The 22,988-nt window shown below is 47.6% G+C and carries 19 protein-coding genes; 16 read left to right on the top strand and 3 right to left on the bottom strand.

Annotated features, from left to right (window positions below; genetic code table 11):
* Positions 1-20 precede the first annotated feature (20 nt).
* The 12 genes from ACYVUV_RS00980 (at position 21) to tagD (ending at position 14,603) form a co-directional block, all read left to right on the top strand.
* The gene (locus ACYVUV_RS00980) at positions 21-3,260 is read left to right on the top strand and encodes a glycoside hydrolase family 68 protein (RefSeq protein ID WP_439775487.1); all 3,240 of its coding nucleotides are present in this window, start codon (positions 21-23) and stop codon (positions 3,258-3,260) included.
* Positions 3,261-3,418: 158 nt separating this feature from the next.
* Positions 3,419-4,597 carry an LCP family protein gene (locus ACYVUV_RS00985; protein WP_439775486.1) on the top strand — a complete coding sequence of 393 codons (1,179 nt, stop codon included), beginning with the start codon at positions 3,419-3,421 and terminating at the stop codon, positions 4,595-4,597.
* Between the two features lie 231 nt (positions 4,598-4,828).
* A complete protein-coding gene (locus ACYVUV_RS00990; RefSeq protein ID WP_439775485.1) occupies positions 4,829-5,809 on the top strand; it encodes an LCP family protein in 981 nt (326 codons plus the stop codon).
* Between the two features lie 273 nt (positions 5,810-6,082).
* The gene (locus ACYVUV_RS00995) at positions 6,083-6,679 is read left to right on the top strand and encodes a sugar transferase (RefSeq protein ID WP_439775488.1); all 597 of its coding nucleotides are present in this window, start codon (positions 6,083-6,085) and stop codon (positions 6,677-6,679) included.
* Positions 6,679-7,455 (top strand): DUF4422 domain-containing protein, encoded by a 777-nt coding sequence (locus tag ACYVUV_RS01000; RefSeq protein WP_439775484.1) that lies wholly within the window; start codon positions 6,679-6,681, stop codon positions 7,453-7,455. Before ACYVUV_RS00995 ends, ACYVUV_RS01000 begins: the two co-directional genes overlap by 1 nt.
* Before the next feature lie 24 nt (positions 7,456-7,479).
* The gene (gene glf / locus ACYVUV_RS01005; RefSeq protein ID WP_484498916.1) at positions 7,480-8,589 is read left to right on the top strand and encodes a UDP-galactopyranose mutase; all 1,110 of its coding nucleotides are present in this window, start codon (positions 7,480-7,482) and stop codon (positions 8,587-8,589) included.
* 2 nt (positions 8,590-8,591) lie between these two features.
* Positions 8,592-9,524: a LicD family protein gene (locus tag ACYVUV_RS01010; RefSeq protein WP_439776414.1), complete on the top strand. Its 933-nt coding sequence runs from the start codon at positions 8,592-8,594 to the stop codon at positions 9,522-9,524.
* Positions 9,524-10,573, top strand: a complete 1,050-nt coding sequence (locus ACYVUV_RS01015; protein WP_439776413.1) for a glycosyltransferase — start codon at positions 9,524-9,526, stop codon at positions 10,571-10,573. Before ACYVUV_RS01010 ends, ACYVUV_RS01015 begins: the two co-directional genes overlap by 1 nt.
* A gap of 27 nt (positions 10,574-10,600) precedes the next feature.
* Positions 10,601-11,737: a glycosyltransferase gene (locus tag ACYVUV_RS01020; protein ID WP_439776412.1), complete on the top strand. Its 1,137-nt coding sequence runs from the start codon at positions 10,601-10,603 to the stop codon at positions 11,735-11,737.
* A 19-nt stretch (positions 11,738-11,756) separates the two neighbouring features.
* Positions 11,757-13,190 (top strand): oligosaccharide flippase family protein, encoded by a 1,434-nt coding sequence (locus ACYVUV_RS01025; RefSeq protein ID WP_439776411.1) that lies wholly within the window; start codon positions 11,757-11,759, stop codon positions 13,188-13,190.
* A gap of 20 nt (positions 13,191-13,210) precedes the next feature.
* Positions 13,211-14,122 (top strand): LicD family protein, encoded by a 912-nt coding sequence (locus tag ACYVUV_RS01030; protein ID WP_439776410.1) that lies wholly within the window; start codon positions 13,211-13,213, stop codon positions 14,120-14,122.
* A 16-nt stretch (positions 14,123-14,138) separates the two neighbouring features.
* Positions 14,139-14,603, top strand: a complete 465-nt coding sequence (gene tagD / locus ACYVUV_RS01035; protein ID WP_439776409.1) for a glycerol-3-phosphate cytidylyltransferase — start codon at positions 14,139-14,141, stop codon at positions 14,601-14,603.
* 67 nt (positions 14,604-14,670) lie between these two features.
* On the opposite strand, the gene ACYVUV_RS01040 is transcribed toward tagD, so the two are convergent.
* Both ACYVUV_RS01040 and ACYVUV_RS01045 read right to left on the bottom strand, forming a co-directional pair.
* The gene (locus ACYVUV_RS01040) at positions 14,671-15,930 is read right to left on the bottom strand and encodes a beta-carotene 15,15'-monooxygenase (RefSeq protein ID WP_439776408.1); all 1,260 of its coding nucleotides are present in this window, start codon (positions 15,928-15,930) and stop codon (positions 14,671-14,673) included.
* Positions 15,931-15,940: 10 nt separating this feature from the next.
* Positions 15,941-16,627, bottom strand: coding sequence for a Wzz/FepE/Etk N-terminal domain-containing protein (locus ACYVUV_RS01045; RefSeq protein ID WP_439776407.1), 687 nt, complete (start codon positions 16,625-16,627; stop codon positions 15,941-15,943).
* A gap of 291 nt (positions 16,628-16,918) precedes the next feature.
* On the opposite strand from ACYVUV_RS01045, the gene ACYVUV_RS01050 reads away from it, so the two are divergent.
* The 4 genes from ACYVUV_RS01050 to ACYVUV_RS01065 all read left to right on the top strand — a co-directional run bounded on the left by ACYVUV_RS01050 (position 16,919) and on the right by ACYVUV_RS01065 (position 21,253).
* Positions 16,919-17,632 carry an IspD/TarI family cytidylyltransferase gene (locus ACYVUV_RS01050; RefSeq protein WP_439776406.1) on the top strand — a complete coding sequence of 238 codons (714 nt, stop codon included), beginning with the start codon at positions 16,919-16,921 and terminating at the stop codon, positions 17,630-17,632.
* A 10-nt stretch (positions 17,633-17,642) separates the two neighbouring features.
* On the top strand, positions 17,643-18,683 hold the full coding sequence (locus ACYVUV_RS01055) for an NAD-dependent epimerase/dehydratase family protein (RefSeq protein ID WP_439776405.1): 1,041 nt from the start codon (positions 17,643-17,645) through the stop codon (positions 18,681-18,683).
* 133 nt (positions 18,684-18,816) lie between these two features.
* Positions 18,817-19,908 (top strand): acyltransferase family protein, encoded by a 1,092-nt coding sequence (locus ACYVUV_RS01060; RefSeq protein WP_439776404.1) that lies wholly within the window; start codon positions 18,817-18,819, stop codon positions 19,906-19,908.
* A gap of 88 nt (positions 19,909-19,996) precedes the next feature.
* Positions 19,997-21,253 (top strand): C39 family peptidase, encoded by a 1,257-nt coding sequence (locus tag ACYVUV_RS01065; RefSeq protein ID WP_439776403.1) that lies wholly within the window; start codon positions 19,997-19,999, stop codon positions 21,251-21,253.
* Positions 21,254-21,319: 66 nt separating this feature from the next.
* Here ACYVUV_RS01065 and ACYVUV_RS01070 read toward each other — a convergent pair whose 3' ends face one another.
* Positions 21,320-22,972, bottom strand: coding sequence for a hypothetical protein (locus tag ACYVUV_RS01070; RefSeq protein ID WP_439776402.1), 1,653 nt, complete (start codon positions 22,970-22,972; stop codon positions 21,320-21,322).
* Positions 22,973-22,988 lie beyond the last annotated feature (16 nt).

Genomic DNA, 22,988 nt, shown 5'->3' on the forward strand with positions numbered 1-22,988 from the left:
TAGAGGAAAAACTTAAGGCTATGAAAAAGGAAGATAAGAAACGCAACCTGTTCGGCAAGGATTATTTGATGCTGTCAGCAATGACCATCGGTTTACTTGCTGGCGCGGGCAAGGCACAAACCGTTAAGGCTGATACTGTTGACAAGGCAACGACTGAGGTTAAGGCGGCAACAACTACAGCCGCCACTACTGCTACTACGACTACCACCACAGCCAACAATTCTACTGCGGCTACTACTGTAGCTAATGACAATACTGCAACTGGTACTAACAATAATACTAGTACCACAAATACTGGGACAACTAGCGCAGCAACTGGCAATACCGACCAAGGTACTACTGGCACTACAACCGGCACCACAGGTTCAACTGGCACGGCCACTGGTACTCCAGATCCAACTAACCCAGGTTCAACTGGCACTACTACTGGCACCAATCCGGACACTAAGAGTACTGGGAACACGACTGACAACCCTGGTTCATCAAGTGACAATACTCAGACCCATCCCGGCTCATCAACTGGCAATACTTCTAGCGACCAGACTTCGGATTTGGGCAAGCAAAACGTCAGCGAAGACGTCTCAAACGAAAACATTGGCGAAGGCTCGGTTATTAACAGCTACCTAACCACGCAAACTGCCAAAGACAACTATGCAAAACTGAATGACACTGGCAAGAAAATCGTGGCTGCCGCTTTAAGAGAAGGCAGTACCTTGGAACTGGACAAGCTGACTGATACGCAGATTGCTGCTTTGAACAAGATGGTTCTGAACAAGACGGACGACAACCAGTATACTTTTAAGGATTATGATTCAATTACCAAAAAGATTGTCAACCGTGACAGTAGCTCCCAAATCCCGCTCTTTAATGGTGAGAAAGTTGTCAATATGCCTGGCTTGGAAAAGGTCAAGGACGCGGAGACAGGTGAAGAAGCAACCATGGATATCTGGGACTCTTGGCCAGTGCAAGACCCGGAAACTGGTTACGTACAAAACTGGAATGGCTACCAGTTGGTCGTGGCAATGATGGGGATTCCGCACAAGAGCGACAGTCACCTGTACCTGCTTTACAGCAAGTATGGTGATAACAACTTTGCTAATTGGAAAGTTGCTGGCTCAATCTTTGGCTACAACAATGACCCATCTACTGGTCAATGGTCCGGTTCTGCCATGCTTAATGAAGATGGTTCAATCCAGCTCTTTTATGCTAATGTTCTTGTTCAAGAAAGTAATAACCAAAGAGTTGCTACTGTCACCGTAAATATTGGCCAAAACGCTGACGGTGTTTACATCAAGAACACTGAAAATGACCACATACTTTTTATCGGTGATGGTACTGTTTACCAAAACTATGAACAATGGAAGAACAGCGAAAACCGTGGAGCAAACAACCCACAAATGCGTGATGGCCACGTCTTTAAGGACAGCGATGGCAGTTACTATCTCGCCTTTGAAACTGCTACTGGTGATCTCGGCGACGATCCAGAAGGAGCTGACAATCTGTACGATTGGAGCAGATACGGTGGCAACGCTGCTTACAACGTAAGTGAATTGTTCAAGTTACTCAACAGTACCGACATGTACACTAGAGCGATCGTAAGCAACAGTGCGATTGGTTTGCTCAAGCTTGACATGAGTGACCCTAAGAATCCTAAAGTAGCTACTGACGAAAATGGTAAGCAGGTTCTTTACAATCCATTGGTTAAGACTGTATTGTCAGGGGACGAAATTGAACGTCCTGACTTGGTCAAATTGAATGGCAAGTACTACCTCTTTGTCGATGCCCGGGTTAACCACGCAGCTGACACTGATTTAGCTGTTAATACCAACATCGCGGTTGGGGATAACGTCACTATGCTGGGGTTTGTTTCTGACAAGGTTGATGGGGACTATGTTCCTTTAAACGGTGATGGCTTGGTTGTAGGTGCTTCAGTACCATCTACTTGGCGGACTGCTACCTACTCATACTATGTAGTCAAGATTAATCCAGCTAACTTAAAGAGTGATAAGATTACGGTCAATGGCGTAACTTATGACAAGGACTACTTCGTCAACCACGTTGTTTTGGTCAACTCCTACATGGGTAACCGGGGTGAAGTCGCTGGCAAGGGGCTCAACTCGACTCTTGGGCCAAGCTTCTTGGTTTTGATCGATGGCGACAAGACAACAGTTTTGGCCAACTCGGTTACTGACCAAGGTGTTTGGGATTGGAACGAAAACAGTCCTAAGCCTGAACTGGCAGCCGCATCTTTAAAGGAAGCCAAGCGGTCAACTGACAGCTTCAGCTTCCAAGTCAACAAGGACGGCTACTGGTACCTGTATAACGACTCAACCGACGACGGTTCAATCAAGATGCAAACTGGCTTCCAATATCTGGCAAGTCAAAACAAGACGGTTTACTATGACCCATCAACTGGCCACATGCTCTACGGCCTGCAGAAGATTGATGGTAAGACTTACTACTTTACTCCAGGTTCAGGTGCAAGATTTGGCGGCCAAATTAAGCTTGACGGCTACTGGTACCTCTTCAGCAAGGAAGACGGCGTAATGCAGACTGGCTTCCAGTACATCGCCAGCCAAAACAAGACTGTTTACTACGACCCAGCTACTGGTCACATGCTGTACGGTCTGCAAAAGATCAATGGCAAGACTTACTACTTCGCTCCAGGTTCAGGCGCAAGAGTTACTGGCCAAATTAAGATCAACGGCAAGTGGTACATGTTTGACAAGAAGACCGGCGTGATGCAAACTGGCTTCCAGTACATCGCCAGCCAAAAGAAGACTGTCTACTACAGTCCTAAGACCGGCCAAATGCTGTATGGCCTGCAGAAGATCAACGGCAAGTGGTACATGTTTGACAAGCAGTCAGGTGCTAAGATCAGCTACCAGAAGGTTGGTACTTACATCCGTTTGAAGCACAACGCTGCACTTTACTCAGCTAAGGGCAAGCGTACTAAGACCAAGACCTACAAGAAGGGCCTGTACACTAAGTCTGTCGGCATCCGAATTATCAAGGGCAAGGTTTACTACAAGCTCAGCAACGGCAAGTATATCAAGGCTGGCAACATTACTGTCGGCAAGAAGCGTACTCTTAAGAAGAATGCCTACATCTATGTTAAGAAGGGCAAGAAGGTTAAGGCACTCAAGGGCTTGCAAAAGAAGGGGAGCACTAAGTACACTTACGGCTCAGTAGTCATCTTCCAAGGCAAGAAGTTCTACGCTGTAGCTAGCGGCAAGTACATCAAGTCCGCAAACTTCTAATATTAAACAAAAAAATCCCGCATCAGCGGGATTTTTTCTTTGACCAAGATGTGAAAATACTCTTCAAAAAAGATAAAAAAATTGTCGTCAGCATCCATTTGATTCAAGTTTAACTATAATGAAGATAATGATTTTTATCTCAAAAGAATAGGATACTGGTGAAAATATTGAAAAATGACAAGGATATAAATACCAGAGTCGGCAAGCGAAAGAAGAATGGCAAAATCAAGCGCATCTTCTGGAGCGTTCTGGGCGTTCTCCTGGTAGGGATCGGTTGCTTTGCCTACTATGAGTACCATACGGTGAAGAACGCGGCAGATTCAGCTTACAAGTCCGGCGGGATCAGCAGTGCTGAAAATGGGAGCAAGAATTCCGTTATCAGCAGCTCCAAGCCGATCGCGATCCTCTTGATGGGGACAGACACCGGGGCCTTGGGCAGAACCTACAAGGGACGGACTGATTCAATCATGGTCGCGGTCATCAACCCTAAGACCAAGAAGACGACTTTGGTCAGCTTCGAAAGAGACCAACAGGTCAATCTGCCTGACTATCCGGACAAGTCGCCTTCCAAGTTGAACGCGGCCTATGCTTACGGCAATGCCAAGGAATTGGCCAAGGTCTTGAAGAAGTACTACAATATTCCAATCAATGCTTACGTTTTGATCAATATGGGCGGGCTTAAGACCATTGTCAACAAGGTTGGCGGGATCGATATTGCTCCGGTGCTGTCTTTCAGCTATGAAGGCTATACCTTTACCAAGGGCAAAACGACCCACATGAACGGGGCCAAGGCTTTGGCATACTCACGTATGCGCTATGACGACCCGCAAGGTGACTACGGTCGGCAAAAGCGGCAGCGGCAAGTTTTGTCTGCACTTTTGAAGAAGGCGGAAAGCGCGACGACCTTGCTCAATTCCAGCTTTATCTCATCATTGTCCAAACAGGTGCAGACTGACTTGACCTTCAGCGATATGACCGCTTTGGCCAAAAACTATGTTGCCGCCACGAAGAACTTGAAGACCGACTACACTCACGGGACGGGCTACATGCAGGATGGCGTTTCTTACCAGAAGATTTCTGTTTCAGAGCGGCAGAGAATCAGTAACTTGATCAGAAAGGCCCTGGGCCTGAAGACCAAGAAGGTGAAGACTGATTCAATCGACACTTCAACCAGCTCAAGCAGCACGACCACTTCAAGCAGCTCAGCCGGCACAACCGGCTCCGCCCCTGGCAACAATGCTGGTCCAGGCACAAATGCTGGCAGCAATTACAATGCCGGCTCTGGCACGCCGGGCGGCTCAAATGGGCCAGGCCAAAATACTGGCGCGGGTTATTAAAACAAGAAACAAGGGAGTCGAACGGTCCAGTTTGACCCCTTTTTGCGTGCCCTCTTTATTTACCCGGGCTAAATACCTGAAAGGTCTGGTAAAATTAAAGTGTTAGACAATAATTTTCTGAATTTTTAAAGAAAAACAGAAGAAAGTGATTTAATTGGTGCAGACACCGCGTTTTTATATATAATGAAACTATTGCATCAATTCTAAAGATTGGACATATGGTGAAAAGCTGTGAATGAGAAAAAGATAAATTCAAGAACAGAACAGCGCAAGAAGCGCAACAAGTTTTGGCGGATCTTCTGGTCTGTCATTGGGGTAATCGTGCTTGGTCTGGCTGGCTTTGCCTGGTATGAATACAGCTCAGTCAAGAACGCGGCCAACACTGCTTACAGATCCGGCGGGATCAGCAGTGCCGAAAACGGGAGCAAGAACGATGTCATCAGCAACAAGAAGCCGCTGGCAGTCCTCTTGATGGGGACTGACACCGGGGCCTTGGGCAGAACCTACAAGGGCCGGACCGACTCCATCATGGTCGCGGTCCTCAACCCCAAGACCAAGAAGACTACCTTGGTCAGCTTTGAACGCGACATCCAAGTCAACCTGCCAGATTATCCGGAATACTCACCGTCTAAGCTGAACGCGGCTTACGCTTATGGCAATGCCGGTGAATTGGCCAAGGTGCTGAAGAAGTACTTCAACATCCCAATCAATGCCTACGTTCTGGTCAACATGGGCGGGCTTAAGACCATCGTCAACAAGGTTGGCGGGGTCGACATCTCACCAGTCTTGAGCTTCAGCTATGAAGGCTATACCTTCACCAAGGGCCAGAAGACCCATATGGACGGGGCCAAGGCTCTGGCATACAGCCGGATGCGTTATGACGACCCAGAAGGCGACTACGGCCGCCAGAAGCGGCAGCGGCAAGTGCTGCAGGCTCTGGTCAAGAAGGCGGAATCCGCCCAAACCTTGCTGAATACGAGTTTTGTTTCATCATTGTCCAAGCAGGTTCAAACCGACTTGACTTTCAGTGATTTGACTTCCCTGGCCAGCTCATACCTGCCAGCCACGAAGAATGTCGTAACTGACTACACTCACGGGACTGGCTTTATGGAAGACGGTGTCTCATACCAGAAGGTATCTACGGCTGAGCGTCAGAGAATCAGCAATTTGATCAGAAAGGCCATGGGCCTTAAAACCAAGACGGTTCAGTAAGCGAGAATAATTTAGAAAATGCTGGGTGCAAACATCCAGCATTTTTTGCTTATAGCGGCGATCTGCGATTGGTGATGCACAATCCAGGTCAAAAATGTTATACTTGAATACAATGCGGTTAATAGTGTCTTTGACTGATACGCTTAAACTGAATGATTCTTATAAGCAAAGAAGAACCGCTGAAATATTTTAGTTGTTAAGTTGTACGGGTAATAAATGAGTAAAGAAGCAAAATCGTCCAATTACGAGACCGACTTGGGCGCCTACAAGTATATAAAGAGATTCTTGGACATTGTCGGCAGCTTGCTGGCACTGATAGTTTTCTCGCCGATTTTCTTGCTTCTGTCCCTAATCATCAAGGGCCAGGATGGCGGATCAGCTTTTTTTGCCCAAGAAAGAATTGGCAAGGGCGGCAAGCCCTTTAAGATGTACAAGTTCCGTTCCATGAAAATGGACGCGGAGAAGATCTTGAAAAGCGACCCTGACTTGTATGCCAAATATGTAGCAAACGACTACAAGCTGCTGGCTGAAGAGGATCCAAGAATCACACCAATCGGCCGCTGGATGCGGCGGACGTCAGTTGATGAGCTGCCGCAATTCGTCAATATTCTCAAAGGCGACATGAGCATCATTGGACCACGTCCGGTGGTGGAGAAAGAGCTGGAAGAATATGGTGACCGCAAGGCCAAGTTTCTTTCAGTTAGGCCAGGTGCCATGGGCCTTTGGCAGGCAACGGGCCGCAGCAATATCAGCTATCCGGAGCGCTGCGATGTTGAACTGGAATATATTGACAACATCTCTTTTGCCTATGATGTGAAGATCTTCTTCCAGACGATTTTTAGTATTTTCAAAAAAGAAGGGGCTTATTAGTGAAGGTTAAAGTATTAGTCGCGGCCCACAAGCAGTTTCCAATGCCGGCCGATTCTGTCTACATGCCGGTTTTGGTTGGCGCGGTCAAGAACTACAAGCCTGGAATCGGTTACCAGCGCGATGACGAAGGCGACAACATTTCAGCCAAGAATCCCTATTATAACGAGCTGACCGGGATTTACTGGGCTTGGAAGAACTTAAAAGACGTTGACGCGGTGGGTCTGGTTCACTATCGCCGCTATTTTTACGTGAAGAAGCCTTTCACCTTGGAAAATGTCGCGAACGAGGCCGACTATGCCAAGCTGCTTGAAAAATATGACGTAATTGTCCCGACCAAGCGGAACTACTATATCGAAAGCAACTACGAACACTATGTTCACGCCCACCCGGCAGAACCTCTGGACAAGACCAGAGAGATTCTGGCCAAGGACTATCCTGACTATCTGCCAGCTTTTGACATGATGATGAAGCGGCGCAGCGCCCACATGTTTAACATGTTCGTCATGAAGAAGGAGCAGTTTGCCGACTACTGTCAATTCATCTTCAGCGTTTTGAGCAAGCTGGAGGGGCAAATCGATATTTCCGGCTATTCCGTCCAAGACCAGAGAGTCTATGGTTATATTTCAGAGCGGTTGATGGATGTTTGGCTTTACACGACCAAGCAGAACTATACTGAAATGACTTGGGGCCAGCTGGGCGGAGAAAAGAAGATCAAGAAGGGGATCAACCTCATCAAGCGCAAGCTTGGCGTTGGCAAGAAGCAAACCCACTTTTAGGAAAGAAGAACAGGAGAGAAAATTATGGCTGATTATTTAGTAGTCGGTGCAGGTCTTTTTGGCGCTGTGTTTGCCCGCGAAGCTGCCAAGCGCGGCCACAAGGTGACGGTAATTGAAAAGCGTGACCACATTGCCGGCAATATCTACACCAAGGAAATCGACGGCATCCAGGTTCACCAGTACGGGGCCCACATTTTCCATACCTCCAACAAGGAAGTCTGGACCTATGTCCAGCAATTCGCGGAATTCAACCGCTACACCAACAGCCCGGTAGCCAACTACAAGGGCAAGATGTACAACCTGCCTTTCAACATGAACACCTTCAACCAGATGTGGGGCGTCCGGACGCCGCAAGAAGCCATGGACAAGATCAACGAGCAGCGCTCTGAAATGGCGGGCAAGACCCCGCAAAACCTGGAAGAGCAGGCAATTTCTTTGATCGGCCGCGACATTTACGAAAAGCTGATCAAGGGCTACACGGAAAAGCAGTGGGGCAGAAAGGCAACTGAACTGCCGGCATTCATCATTAAGCGCCTGCCAGTCCGCTTGATCTACGACAACAACTACTTCAACGATGACTACCAGGGCATCCCTAAGGGCGGCTACACCAAGCTGGTGGAAAACCTGCTCAAGGATGACAAGATCACGGTTGAACTGAACACTGACTTTTTCGACAAGAAGGACGAATACCTGCAGAAGTTTGACAAGGTCGTCTACACCGGCCCGATCGACCAGTTCTTTGACTACCGCTTGGGTGAACTGGAATACCGGTCTCTCCGCTTTGAAACTGAAGAAAAGAACGTCGGCAACTACCAAGGCAACGCCGTGATCAACTACACCGACGCTGAAACGCCTTATACCCGGGTAATTGAACACAAGCACTTCGAATTCGGCAAGGGTGACCCGGACAAGACCATCATCACCCGGGAATATCCGGCTGACTGGCACCAAGGCGATGAGCCTTACTACCCGGTCAACAACGAACGGAACAACTCCCTGTATGCCCAGTACAAGGAACTGGCTGACAAGGAAGATGCTAAGGTTATCTTCGGCGGCCGCCTGGGCCAGTACAAGTACTACAACATGGACCAGGTCATCGCTGCTGCCCTGGAAGCCGTCGAGAAGGAATTTTAAGCATGAGCAAATTAGGAACCAAGGACGGTTTCGCTGCCCAGAAGAATGCTTTTGCAGGCAGCGACCACGTAGTTTACGTTGAAGGCGAAGATTTGAAAAAGCTGAAGCAAACCCTGCTGGGGATGCTCCAGGACTTCATGGCCGTCTGCGCCAAGTATGACCTCAACTATACGCTCAGTGGGGGCTCAGTCTTGGGCACGATCAGACACCAGGGCTTTATCCCTTGGGACGACGACATCGACATCAACATGCCCAGAAAAGACTTCAACAAGCTCAAGGAAGTTTTTGACAAAGAGTTAGGGGAAGGCTACAAGCTGCTTGCCCCTGAACTGACCCCAGGCTATGGGGCAGCTGCCAGCCGCTTCATCAAGAAGGGGACGGTTTACCGCACCTTTAACGACGTGGCTGAGCCCAAGGAAAACTGCGGGATCTGCATTGACATTTTTGTCCTGGAAAACACCCCGGACAATGCCTTGGCCCGTAAGCTTAGGGGCTACTGGAGCCTGGCAGTAGGCTATTTGCTCAGCTGCCGGAAGGTTTACGACTACCTGCCAAAGCTCTTGGCAATCCAGGACACGCCGGAAGTCAGAGCGGCTTTTGGCAAAAAATACAAGGTCGGCCGCTTCTTCAAGTTCATCCCGCTGGATACGGCAACGCGCTGGACTTACAAGGTTTACTCCGGCTGCAAGAATGACAACTCCAAGTACGTGACGATTCCAAGCGGCCGCAAGCACTATTTCGGGGAAATGGATACCCGGGAGAATATGTGCCAGGCTACGGAAGGAACTTTTGAGGGGATCAAGGTCAAGCTTCCAGCCGGAATCGAAAGCTACATGAACCGGCTGTATGGGCCAGACTACATGACCCCGCCGCCGGTCGACAAGCGGGAAAAGCACCCGCTCTTTGAATTCAGCTTGGGAGAAGACAAGGATTAATGAAGAAGTACCAGATTTTTGAAGTTTTCAGTTCAGACGACACTGCCTTAGGGAAGGCTCCGTCTGACATCAACCAGATCGCGGAAAAGGCGGGCTTTGAAAGCCTGCGCTTGGTCCGGGTCTGCGCTGGAAAAAAGGATGCCCTTTCCCGGGTTCGCCGGCAGTTGCACTACCGCTTCAGCTGGCAAAAGCTCTACAAACAGATCGAACCTAATTCTATCGTCCTCTTCCAGGCCCCGTCCCGGGACCACCAGCTGCAACGGGAAGAAACCTTGGCCAAGCTGAAAAAAGAAAAGAACGTTAAATTCATTTATCTAGTCCATGATGTAGAAGAATTGAGACAATTCTTCTACAAGAAATTTTTCGCGGAAGACTTTGAGCAGATGATGAAATACGCTGACTGTTTGATCGTCCATAATGATTCCATGAAGAAGTTCTTCATTGACCGGGGGATCGCACCAGAGAAGCTGGTTACGCTGGGGATTTTTGATTATCTGATTCCAGACGGCGAGATCAATCATGCCAAGTTTGAACGGGCTGTTTCCGTGGCCGGCAATTTGGATGTCCGTAAGACCCAGTATTTGAACGATATCGGCAAGATCGACGCTAAGTTTAACCTTTACGGGCTGAATTTCACTTTGGATGCCTACAAAAACGTTGAATACCATGGAGCCTTTCCAGCCGATGAAATTCCGAAGCAGCTGAATTCCGGCTTTGGCTTGATTTGGGACGGCAGCAGCATTGAGACCTGTGATGGCCCTTTTGGCAACTACCTCCGTTACAACAATCCCCACAAGCTCTCCTTGTATCTGGCCTCAGCCCTGCCAGTTATCATCTGGAGCCAGGCTGCCGAAGCTAGTTTCATCAAGAGCAAGAATTTGGGCTTAACTATTGATTCCCTGCGCGACTTGCCGGAAGTTTTAAAAAATGTAACGGAAGAAGAATACGAAGTTTTCGCGGCTAATGCCAGGGATGTGGCTAAGAAGCTCAGAGCAGGCTATTTTACTAAGACTGCTTTGGAGAAGGCGGTCAAAAGTTTAGATAAGTAAGACGCGAGTAAAAGAACAGGTGATAGCGTGACTGACAAGTTGAAGGTACTTTTGATTAGGGGGATGCTCTACTATGATGGTGTGACCTCGGTTGAATACGAATGGATCAAGACCCTCCATGACCGGGTGGACTATGATTACGTCCTGCTCGATCCAGACAAGAGCATCCCTGAAAAAGAAGCAGCCGTGGAGGCTTTTGGTGTTCATGTTTACCCTCTGCGCTACTCGGGCAAGAACTCCTTTGAGAGCCACCGCAACCGGGTGGCCGTGGTTGACCAGTTTTTGAAAAAGCACCACTATGACGTGGTTCATATCGATACTGACCTGCCTAGTCGCTATGACATGGCCAAGGTAGCCCGGGAAAATGGCGTTAAGCGTGTGATCGTCCACTCCCACAATGCCATGCAGCATTTACACGGCATCCAAAAACTACCTGGTTTCGTAACTTACGAGCGCAAGCAGATTGCCCGCTATGCCACGGACCTGGCGGCCTGCTCAAAAGAGGCGGCTGCTTGGCTTTTTAATCCTAAAGACCAAGGCAGAGTTCGGATCATCCACAACGGGATCAGCCGAGACCGTTATGTTTTTTCTGAAGAAAAGCGGCAGGCGACTAGAGAAGACTTGGGCTTAGCAGCCGATCAGCTCTTGTTAGGCAATATTGGCCGCCTGGCAGACCAAAAGAATCAGCTTTTCCTGGTAGACATTTTTTATGAACTGGTTAAAAGCAATCCGCAAGCCCACTTGCTTTTGATCGGGAGCGGGGAAAAGGAAACAGACCTGCGGACTAAGATCAAAGATTTGGGTCTTGAGGAAAAGGTGACCATAGTCTTGTCTACTGACAAGATTCCAGACTACTTGTTTGCCATGGATGCCTTTGTCATGCCGTCTCTTTATGAAGGACTGCCAGTAACCTTGCTGGAAGCACAGACGACTGGTCTGCCATGCGTGATTTCTGACGTCATCAGTTCAGAAATGGACTTCGAGGGCTTGATTTTCCGGGAATCCCTGCAGGCTGATCCTGCTGCCTGGGCCAAGTTGATTGCGCAAGTGGCCAGCCAGGCCAACGGCCAGGACCGACGGCAATTTGCAAACCAGCTGACCAAGCTGGGCTACGACAACCAGGAATCTGCTGAGCAGGTTTACCAGATGTATTTGGGCAAGTAGTATCAGATCGGAAGCGTTAATGAAGAATCCTAGTATTAAAAAGAATATAGTTATCAGCACCCTGTACCAGATTCTGGCAATCATTACACCACTGATTACGGCGCCTTACGTTTCCAGAGTCATCGGAACTGATGGGATCGGTGCCTACAGCTGGACTTCCTCAATCCAGACCTACTTCTCCCTGGTCGCGGCCTTGGGGACAGCTTCGTATGGGATGCGGGAAATTGCCCGTAGCCGCAACGATGCCAAGAAGCGAAGCCAGATTTTTTGGGAAATTGAACTGCTGAGCGTGTTCACCTCCTTGGCCATGCTACTCTTATGGGGAGGCTACGTGGCTTTTCAGACCCACTACCGGGTCATGTTTCTTATCTTGACCTTGAACCTGTTCAACACCATGCTGGACATCTCCTGGTTCTTTGATGGACTGGAGCAGTTTCAGTACACTGTAACCAAGAACGCTTTGGTCAAGGTGGCTGGGGTTGTCTTGATCCTGCTTTTTGTCAAGAGCCCTAAGGATACCAACCTTTACGTCTTCATCATGACGGGGACGACCCTGCTGGGGACCATGTCCATGTGGCTGGAGTTGCATAAGTTCGTGGTAAAAGTTCCAATCAAACTAGCCAACTTGAAACGGCACTTCCACGAAACTCTGATCTACTTTATTCCGACTATCGCAACCTCTATTTATACTTACATGGACAAAACCTTGATTGGCTTCATGACCCAGAATAATGCGGAGAACGCCTACTATGAGCAGGCAACAAAGATTATCAACCTGACCAAGGCAGTGACTTTTACCGCCGTTAACAATGTCCTGGGAGCTAGAATTTCCTACTTATTTGCCAAGAAGAAAGAGAAGGAAATCAAGCAGCGGATCCAAGGATCCATAAACTACATCCTTTTCATCGGGGTGGGGATCGGCTTTGGCCTGCTCGGAATCGCGGATACATTTGTGCCGGTTTTCTTCGGTCATGGCTGGGATAAGGTGGCGCTCTTGCTTCGTCTGTTTAGCCCGCAGATCGTGATTATTGGAATTTCCAACTGCCTGGGTTCGCAATACTATAACCCGGCCGGCCTGCGGAAGCAGAGCGCGGTTTATATTATCATCGGAGCAGTTGTCAACTTCGTCTTGAACCTGTTTTTGATTCCGCGCTTTGCCAGTGCCGGGGCGACTTTTGCCTCAATCATCGCGGAATTGACAATTAGTCTGCTTTACCTTTACCATGATAATGGCTACTTGGAGCTAGCTTATATTGGCAAGGTGATTTGGAAGAAGCTGATTGCCGGGACTTTAATGATGCTGGTCATCCTGACCTTGAACCCATTTGGCCATCCTGGCATTATCAAGCTGGGCATTCAGTTTATTCTTGGAGCGGGGACTTACCTGGGCACCTTGTTTATCTTGCAGGATGATTCAGTTGGCCTGCTTAAGAAGATTTTGAGCAGAGGATAAGGGAGAATTTAGAAAAGACAATGGACAATATTAAGCTCAAGCTCTCAGACGATTTTTTTAAAGAAGAAGTCAGAAACGACTACACGGTCAGCCCGGAAATGAAAAAGATCTGGGCCGTGGAATTAGACCTCTTGGACCAACTGGATCAGGTTTGCCAGAAATACGATATTCCCTGGTACCTGTCGGGTGGTTCTCTCTTGGGTGCTGTACGCCATCATGGCTATATTCCTTGGGATGATGACATCGATTTGATGATGTACCGGAAGGATTTTGACCGTTTGTGCGAAGTGGCTAAGAATGAGTTTACCGAGCCGTACTTCTTCCAAACAGAAGAGACCGACCCTGGTGCCATGAGGGGGCACGCCCAGTTGCGTAATTCCTCGACCACGGCTATTCTCAAATCTGAACAGAATTTTCATTACCAGTTTAACCAGGGGATTTTCATCGATATCTTTCCATTGGACAGTGTGCCAGACGATCTGGAAGAGCGACAAGCTTTTGTTAAAAACGTCAACCAGCTCAAGCACCGGGCCCGGCAGTTCTACAACTACTGCAACGGCTATCCGAATAAGAATTTGTCCGGCTTGAAAAAGTCCCTCCTTTACACCAAATTCTTTTTTGATAAGAAAAAGAGTGGTGGCCGCAACATTTATTACGACCGCTTTGCCAAGGAAATTACCAAATATGACGACCAAGATACCCAAGAAGTCATGATGGTCATGCTGGAAACGGAAAAGTGCTGCTGGAAGCGCAAGTACGTGGCAAATCCAGTCAGAGTGCCATTTGAGATGCTCAGCCTGCCGATTCCAAAGGATTACGATCCTTTGCTGACCAAACAGTACGGCAAGTGGAATGTCTTTGTCAGAGGCGGGTCTATCCATGGCTCAGTCATCTTTGATCCAGACAAGTCTTACAAGGAATACCTGAAATAGGGGGCAAGGAGCAATTATGAAACGTGTAATTACTTATGGAACATTTGACCTGCTGCATTACGGCCACATCAACCTGCTGAGAAGAGCCAAGGCACAGGGAGACTACTTGATCGTTGCCTTGTCTACTGATGAGTTTAACTGGAACTCCAAGCACAAGAAGACCTACTTCTCATATGAGCAGCGCAAGCAGCTGCTGGAAGCCATCCGTTACGTTGACCTGGTCATCCCTGAAAAAGACTGGGACCAAAAGCGTAACGACATGCATGAATACCACATTGATACCTTTGTCATGGGGGATGACTGGAAAGGCAAATTCGACTTCTTGAAAGAAGAAGGCGTCAACGTCGTTTACCTGCCAAGAACCCCGGAAATTAGTTCTTCCAAGATTAAGCATGATCTGTATGACGCTAATGAGGTAACTGAAGAAAGCAAGTTATCTCATGATGATTTGGACACTGATCCAGACCATGATAAAAATTAAATCGGCAAAGTAAAAGAGCATTCCGCTGGGAATGCTCTTTTAATGTCTAAAAATGCTTTTCTCAGCCTTAAAAGTAGAGGCTAGTATAGTTCGGCCCGGCAAAAGATTTTCGCTCCCTAAGGTCGTTTAAAGTGGCATACCAGAGAAGAGCCATGGCCATTAAGTAGACCGGGTTGGTAGAAATATTGGAGATAATGATTTCCAGCAGCAATAAAATACTGATTGGCAGAAGATAGCGGCGGCTTGGAGCAAATAATGTGGTAAAGAATGGCACAAGGAAGTATAGAGCCAGGTAGAGCCCCCCAGTAGCCATCAAAGTGGTTAGCCCCATGCTTAGGCCGTTGTTTGCCCGGTGGAAGGCAAACATCTTGATTAAGGCTCCTTCATTGCCAAAACCTACTCCGAGGATCGGATGCTGGCCCCAAACAGTCAATCCAATGCGCAGATCGTCTACTCTGACTGAGTAAGATGACCCACCAGATTTTCTAATCCGGATGACAATGATTCCTAATACCAGAAGAAGCAGGAAGACTGGGATAACGATCTTCAAGTTGAGCTTACCCTGTGCCTGCAGGTATTGCAAAAAGGAAATCAATACAGCCAAAACTCCGAGCAGGATTGCTGTTGCGGACAGGGTTGTCAGCAGGGTGACCAGGATGAGACTAATCCGCCAGAAGGTCTTGGACTTTTTGACGAAGAGCTCGATAATCAAGCCGTTTAAAAGGAAGAGGGTGTAGCCTGGAGCTTCGGTAAAGATCCCCGTATTTCTGATCACGTGGTGGCCCAGGTACATTTGATCCTGTAAGGGCTGGTGGAAATAAAGGTAGCAGTAGCTAGTTGTAAAGTGGGGGTTGTTGGCCCAGTAATAGAAGGTGTCAACGGCCCCAATCCGCAGGCCAAGAATGCTGCCGAAAAAGTAAAAGAAGAGCGACACGCCAGCCACGATCAAGACGATATTGGCATAGCTGTCCCAAAGAAGATGCCCATTATCGTGCCGGCAGTAGACAAAGGTAATCAAAAGGGCCGCTGTCAAAGGCAGGCAGAGGTTGGAAAAGTACTTGAAAGGATTGGCCTGCGAAAAAAAGATGAAGACTAGCAGGTAGCATACGATCAAGACAATGAAGGACAAGTCCTTAAAGTTGTAAGAATTGGTAGCCAAAACCAAAAGGATCCCGATCCCCAAAAGAAGGTAGCGGTAGGTACCGATTGGGATGAAAGCTCCTCTTAAGTAGTTCCACATGACTGTCGTTGACATGACCGACAGGATGACGATGATATAAGCCATGACTGCAAAGAAGCGGTCACCAGCTGATTTGATAGACTTCACGCTAACCTCCTTATCGGTAACTTCTGCGCAGGCGCCAGTAAATTGATCTCCAAGTCGCCAGCAGGAAGCCAGTTACCGTGCCGATCGCTACTGCAAACTTGATATTCGGGTAGCTCTTCACGACGCTGGTTTTATCCTTGAACTTGATGGATTTGACTAGGACAGTTGGCAGGATCGGTTTCAAGTACTTGCGCTTCTTTTTCTTGGTTGGCATGGCCTTGCGACCCCGCTTGTATTCAAGCTTAAATTCTTTCTTGAAATTTTTGGCCACAACCTTAAGCGTCTTTTTGGCCTTTTTAGGCGAAGAACTGGTGACAGTCAAGGTATAGGTGTTGGAGCGCGGGGTAGATGTTACGGTTATATTCTCACGCAGAGCCGTTGGCGAAACGTTGTCAATTTCATTAGTGGTATGATCGATGACGCCAGGGCTGATGGCAATATTTTGAAAGCCGTTGGCTGCTTGCTCGTTTTGGCTTCTGGCCTGCCGCTTGGTAAAACCGCCTTGCGTGATTTTGCCCTTAGCCACGAAGTTCATGCTGGCAGTGTATCTGGCTGGAAGCAGATAGTTGGCAGTTCCATAAGCCAGGCAGCCAAACAAGGCCGTGCCGATAATAATCAGCAGTAGATTCTTCCAGATCAGCTTGGCCAGCTCTTTTAAAGTGAGCGTGGTGTCAGCCATACTGTAAAAATTGTTCACCTAGATTTCCTCACATTCTTATGCAGATGCATTAGTTGAAAAAGTATGCTGGTTTGCACAATACTAACTTCCAAGTATACCACAATAATTTTATTCTTCTTTTTAAAGAAATTTAAAAAATGACAGGAAGAAAAGACAAAAATACCTAAATAAGCAGATTGTTAATGCGGTTCAAATGTTGGATAGATCTGTTAAAATGAAAGTGATGGCGAGTTTTTGCCGGAGAATTTTGAATAAGAAGTTGCATTGATGGCTTAACAGCAAAGCCAGAAAATGGCTGAAGGAGTAAAAATGGTAGTAGCATTATTGACGGCAGCCGGTGTTGGCTCACGGATGAAGCAGGATATTCCCAAGCAGTTCATGCATGTGAACAACAAGCCGATCATCATTCACACGATGGAAGCTTTCCAAAAGCATCCCTTGGTTGATGCAATCATGGTGGTTACCCTGCCCGCCTGGATGGATGTTTTGAAAGTTTATGCCAAGCAGTTTAACATCAGCAAGCTCAAGTGGGTCGTGCCAGGTGGGGCAACCGGCCAAGAATCAATTCACAATGGCTTGGAAGTCCTGTCCAAGGAATTAGGAGATGATGAAGTTGTCTTAATCCATGACGGAAACCGTTGCAATGTTTCCCAGGAAATCATCTCTGACAGCCTGGCTACCTTTAAGGAACACGGCAGTGCGATTACCGCTATTCCGTGTGTAGAAGCAGTTTTCCGCAGCGGTGACGGTGGCGTATCTTCAACTGATTCAATTCCGCGTGAGCAGCTTTACAGAACGCAGACGCCGCACGTCTACACCTTGGGCAAGCTGCTCTGGGCGCATGAAGAAGCCGGCAAGCGCGGTATTACCAACACGGCCGCAACTTGCACCTTGATGCAGGCTTTGGGAGAAAGAGTTTATTTCTCTAAAGGGTCGGAAACCAACTTAAAAATTACGACGGTTGACGACTTGATGATTTTTGAAGCCCTGCTTTCCACTAAGAAAGACGAGTGGCTCAAGTAACGAGGTAACGATGAAGTACACTGAACAATATTGGGATGACGTAGACCACGTGCAAAAGGCAGTTCCGAATCTGGAACTGCTTTTTGGTAAGAAATTATTTATTACCGGAGCAACAGGGATGATCTGTTCAGCCCTGGTTGACGTCTTGCTTTGGTTGAACAAAAACAGAGATGCCGGAATTAGTCTGGTCCTGGCCGGCCGCAGCCGTGAACGGATGGCAACCCGTTTTGCCGGGTTTGGAGAAGGAAAAGACTATATCTTTTTCCAGTACGATGCTACCAAAGAAGTAGATCTGAATGTAAAAGTTGACTATATCATCCATGGGGCAAGCAATGCCAATCCTTCTTATTATGTCAGCCAGCCGGTTGAAACGATGCTGGCCAACTTCAGTGGCCTCTATTCTCTGCTAAAGATGGGCAAAGAGTACGGGGCCAAGCGCCTCTTGTACTTGTCTTCCAGTGAAGTTTACGGGAACAAAGACAATAATGATCCTTTCAAAGAAGAAGACTATGGCTTTTTGGACATTTTAAACTCACGTGCTTGCTACCCAAGTGCTAAACGGGCGGCAGAAACTCTGTGCGCCTCCTTTAGCCAAGAGTATGGCTTGGAAACGGTAATCGCCCGCCCCGGTCATATTTACGGACCAACCATTACCAAGTCTGATAGCCGGGCCTCAGCCCAATTTACTCGTAACGCGGTCAATCACGAAGACATCGTCATGAAAAGCGCGGGTCAGCAGCTGCGGTCATACTGCTATACGTTAGACTGCGCGTCAGCGCTTTTGACCATCTTGCTTGATGGCAAGAACGCCAATGCCTACAACATTTCCAACCGGAATTCCGTTGTTACTGTCCGCCAGTTGGCCGAAGCTCTGGCCAAGGCAGCTGGGACTCATGTTGTTTTTGAGAACCCGACAGACGTGGAGAAAAAAGGCTACAACTTGATGACTAATTCTTCTTTAGATGCTGAAAAGCTGGAAGCCCTGGGCTGGCAGGCTAAATTTTCTTTAGAAGAAGGGGCTCAGCGTACAATTGCCGGCCTCAAGGCTTAAGAAGTTGTTTTTACGTAATTTGATATTTTGATATAAAGTGATTGACAGTTTTGCATATGCTTAGATAAAATGATAAAGGGTAACTATTTTGAATATAAACAAATGGCAATTCTCGCGCCAAGACACCAAGGCGATGAAGGGTATCGCAATTTTGCTGATGCTGTTGCACCACAGTATGGCTTTCCCCGACCGGATTCCAAGCAAATATAAATTTGCTTTGCCGGCTGAGGCTTTAAAGCATTTGCAGATGGTCGGCAGTTTCGGCAAAATCTGCGTGTATATCTTTATGTTCTTGGGCGGATTGGGCCTTGCTAAACAGATTGAGGCGCATAAGTTTCATTTGCTGAGGAAAATCTGGAACTTGTACCGGGTTTACTGGCGCGTATTTTTCTTGTTTGTCCCACTGGGCTTCTTGTTTTTCAGCCAGCAGCCGCGGTATTCGCGGGCTTTTATGTGGAATCGCTTTGCTGATTTCTCTTTTGGAAAATTCATTCAGAATTTGACCGGCTACGCTTCGACTTATAACGGTGAATGGTGGTTTGTCCGTGTCTTCGTAGCGGCAATTGTGCTAGGCAGCGTCTACTATTATTTGACAGAAAAGGTCAACAATGTCTATGTGGAAACAGGCCTGGTCTTGCTGCTGTCCGTCTTTACGGTTAGGTTCCTGCCAGCTTTGACCAAGCTGTCACCGTTCAACAGCCTGGATTCCAGCTACCTGTGGACCCAACTCTTTATGCCTAATGCATTTATCTGCACTTACTTGTTTGGGATCGTTTTTGGCAAATATGATGTCTTCAGCAATCTTCGCCGTCTCTTTAGCGGCTATACGACCATTTGGCGGACAGTGATCGGAATTTTGCTGATAGTTTCAGCCTTTTATTTTCAAGAAAAGGTATTCGGCAATGTCAGCGATATGATGCTGATTATCACTCCGGTCTTTATGGCAGGTTGCCTTTTGCTACTGGATCTGGCGAAGTGGCCGCGGAAGATTTTTGAGTATTTCGGCCATTTGAGCACAAATATGTGGCTGACTCACACTTTCTTTTGCTATTACTTCTACCCATTTGTGGTTGCGGTTTTTTGGTCAAGGAATCCTCTAGTAGCTTATCTGACTTTGCTGGCCATAACAGTCTTGGCCAGCCTGCTCTTGGATATGTTTTACTGGAGCCTGGAGAAGCTGGGGAGTAAGTTGCCGGTTTGGCTTAGAATAAGACAAGTAAAATAGCAAGTTTTGCCGTAATGTAAATATTCACTGTTTGTTTAACCGTGTCGTTATAGTTTTTGTCTATTGTTTGCAACAAGGAAATGGAAAAGTGAAAAAAGGTTATAGCTTATTGACTGCTCTTCTGCTTACCGGCAGCTTGACCGCCTTTGCGGCCACCAAAGCTCAAGCGGTGGAAAAGAGCGGTTTTGTTACGGAAAACGGTGTAACAGTCTACTATGATGCTAGTGGAAATTTGGTCCATGGGCAAAAGAAGGTTGATGGCAACTGGTACCTGTTCGATGATGAAACCGGTGCGATGAAGACCGGTTTCCAGACGATTGCTGAGCAAAAGAAGACCGTTTATTATGATGCTAGTGGTCACATGGTTTACGGCAAGAAGAAGATCGACGGTCATTGGTATTGGTTCGCTGACAAGTCTGGCGCGATGAAGACTGGTTTTCAAACCGTTTCTAAGAAGTCTTACAAGACAGCCTACAAGTGGGTCAAGAAGCGCGGCAAGCTGATCAAGACGAAGTACAAGAAAAAGACTACCAAGAAGTATAAGGTTTATTACGCGACGAACGGCCAGTTGCAATACGGTGAACAAAAGGTCAATGGCAAGTGTTACTACTTCAGCAAGAAGAACGCTTGTATGACTACAGGCCTGCAAACCGTTGGCAAATCTAAGAAGTACTACGCTTCAAACGGGCAAAGAAAGACGGGCTACCAAAAGATCAAGGGCAAGGGCTACTACTTTGACAAGAAAACCGGCGCTATGTTCATCAAAAAGTTTGCCTTTGTCGGCGGCAGAGACTACTACGCTTTGTCAAGCGGTGTCCTACACGCCCCAACTTGGCACAGCCAGTTTACGCCAATCTACGCGCCAGAAGGTTGCGCGGTCGCGTCTTCAGCAACTCTCTTGAGCATCAAGAACCGGTCTTTCAACATGAGATACGCCTATAACAATCTGCCGCAATACGGCGGCGTTTACTCAACTGCCAACTTCCACGGTTTGCTGTCAGCATCAAGCTTAACCAACTACATGAAGAAGTTTGACGGCGGTTTTACCAACATTACTGGTAGCAGCATGGCAAAGATCGAGTCTGTCGTAAAGAGCGGGCACCCAGTGATTTATTACGGTTTTTCAAGCTATGAAACTTACTTCCGCAGCAAGCACCACGCTAAGGTTATCGCTGGTTACAAGAACGGCCGCTTCCTAGTTTATGACCCATGCTACTATAGCGCTGGCAGCGGCTCTAGTCACAGAAATGCCTACGACTATGGCGCTATCGCCTGGGTTCCGGTTTCGACTGTTACTAGAGAATCAACTGGCGGTTCAAACAACGGTACGATCATGATGAACTAATCGGCTATATTCAAAAAGAGTACGTGATTTCTCGCGTACTCTTTTTTCAATGCTTTGCTATTGTATTTATTTTGTCTTGAACTTGAATAGGTAGATAAGTAAGGCGAGCCAGCTGATGATGCTGATGACGATACTTAAGTAGAGGACAGGACTAGCCTTGTAACTAACCGCGACAATGTTTTGCCCGCGGTTGATCTGTACAACCACAGTTCCTCGATTTCCGCGGTGGAATGGCCGGCTTTGCTTGTTAACGCTGACAGTGGTGTGCTTGTAGGCAATTACTGGCAAGTCAATATCAGCTGCTTTTTCACTCTTGACTTGGTAAGTAATTTGATTGGCTTTGATTGAAGGACTCAAGGTTAAAGTCTTGCCATTAAGGTAGGCTTGGTGTATCAAGAGGGAATTTTGCTTCTGAACGCTGGTCAGTGAGCTCTTTGGCATGTAGTCAAAGGCTCCGAAAAGAATCTTGTAATTGAACTGGTTGTAATAGTTATAGTCACGCAAGCGATTGAATGGTGCCGGCTGGGTGCTGTTAGCACTGGTTTTCGGCATGTCTTTAACACGCTTCAAGGTATCCCGGTAAACTGAAAGGGAGCTGAGGGAGAAGAGAGCCATGAAGACGGCCAGGCTGCAGCAGAGGGCAAGCTTTTTTCGGTCGGCCACATGTTCTTCAAGTACGTCGTTACTACCCAAGGCAAAAAGGATGGTTAAGAAAAGTGAAGCGTAAGAAAGATAGCGGGCAGTCAGCTGGACCATTTCAAAAGGCGAGCCAGCAGTGAGCTTCCAAGGGAAGTAGCGGGTAGTTAAGAAGCAGGCAAAGAGGCCCAAAGCATAGATGATCCAGTTCCTTCGGCTTTTAATAAAGGCCCAGGCAGTAAAAATTGTTAGCATCAGCATGAAGCTCAGCTTCCAGCCCTTTTGGGCTGAGAAGGAGTTGAGAAGTAGGTAGCGTGGCCCTATGGTATAGTTGATGCCTGGCTTAGCGCTGGAGAGCCCTTGACCGATAAAGTCAGTGAAAAATGGAACGATCACTGGTAAAACCAGAAAGATGCAGACGCTGGCAGCCAAAAACAGGGACTTAAGCCGATCTTCGCTGATGCCGCGGCTTGTAATCAGCTTGATGATGAAGAGGATCACGGCAAATTCCAGACTCAAAAAAACTGAGAGGATGTGGGCATAAGCAATCAGCGCCCCGCCAATGGCCAAGAGGTACCATTTATTCTTATTGCCCCACAGGACTTCATAGATGCCAAGAAAAAGCAGGGGCAGGAAGGTTACAGCCAGGTATTCGCCAAAGACTGCTCCGCCCAAGTAGAGCCGGTAAGGGGCGAAAGTATAGACCAGGGAGAAGATGAAGCTGGCCAGGGACTTTTGGGAATATGTCTTCATGGAGAAGTAACTGATTGCGGCCGTGGCAAAGGTTACCAGGGCATACCAAGCGTAAAAGGCGTTGACCGGAGAGAGAACAAAACGCAGGAAGGCCCATGGATAAAAGAAAATATATGGGTAAAAGAGGAAAGAAGCAGCTCCGGTGTTGTGGAAAGTTCTGGCCGCGATAAAAGTAAAGAAGGAGCCAGATTTGAGATTTAGGTAGATTTCTTCTACCCGCGCGGCGTGGAAGGTCCAGTCTGAGAAGGCAAAGATCGCCTTCGTGCTGGCCAGGTAAAGGGTGGTCAGTAAAGTAACGAAGAGCAAAAGGCCCAGGTAAATCAAATTCAATTTACGCGGGTTGCTC

It is taken from the genome of Lactobacillus sp. WILCCON 0149 (assembly GCF_057197965.1).

Coding starts and splice junctions, on each gene's coding strand:
- ACYVUV_RS00980 (WP_439775487.1), top strand. CDS start 21: ATGAAAAAGGAAGATAAGAAACGCAACCTGTTCGGCAAGGATTATTTG.
- glf (WP_484498916.1), top strand. CDS start 7,480: ATGGCTGATTATTTAGTAGTCGGTGCAGGTCTTTTTGGCGCTGTGTTT.
- ACYVUV_RS01010 (WP_439776414.1), top strand. CDS start 8,592: ATGAGCAAATTAGGAACCAAGGACGGTTTCGCTGCCCAGAAGAATGCT.
- ACYVUV_RS01015 (WP_439776413.1), top strand. CDS start 9,524: ATGAAGAAGTACCAGATTTTTGAAGTTTTCAGTTCAGACGACACTGCC.
- ACYVUV_RS01025 (WP_439776411.1), top strand. CDS start 11,757: ATGAAGAATCCTAGTATTAAAAAGAATATAGTTATCAGCACCCTGTAC.
- ACYVUV_RS01030 (WP_439776410.1), top strand. CDS start 13,211: ATGGACAATATTAAGCTCAAGCTCTCAGACGATTTTTTTAAAGAAGAA.
- tagD (WP_439776409.1), top strand. CDS start 14,139: ATGAAACGTGTAATTACTTATGGAACATTTGACCTGCTGCATTACGGC.
- ACYVUV_RS01050 (WP_439776406.1), top strand. CDS start 16,919: ATGGTAGTAGCATTATTGACGGCAGCCGGTGTTGGCTCACGGATGAAG.
- ACYVUV_RS01055 (WP_439776405.1), top strand. CDS start 17,643: ATGAAGTACACTGAACAATATTGGGATGACGTAGACCACGTGCAAAAG.
- ACYVUV_RS01060 (WP_439776404.1), top strand. CDS start 18,817: ATGAAGGGTATCGCAATTTTGCTGATGCTGTTGCACCACAGTATGGCT.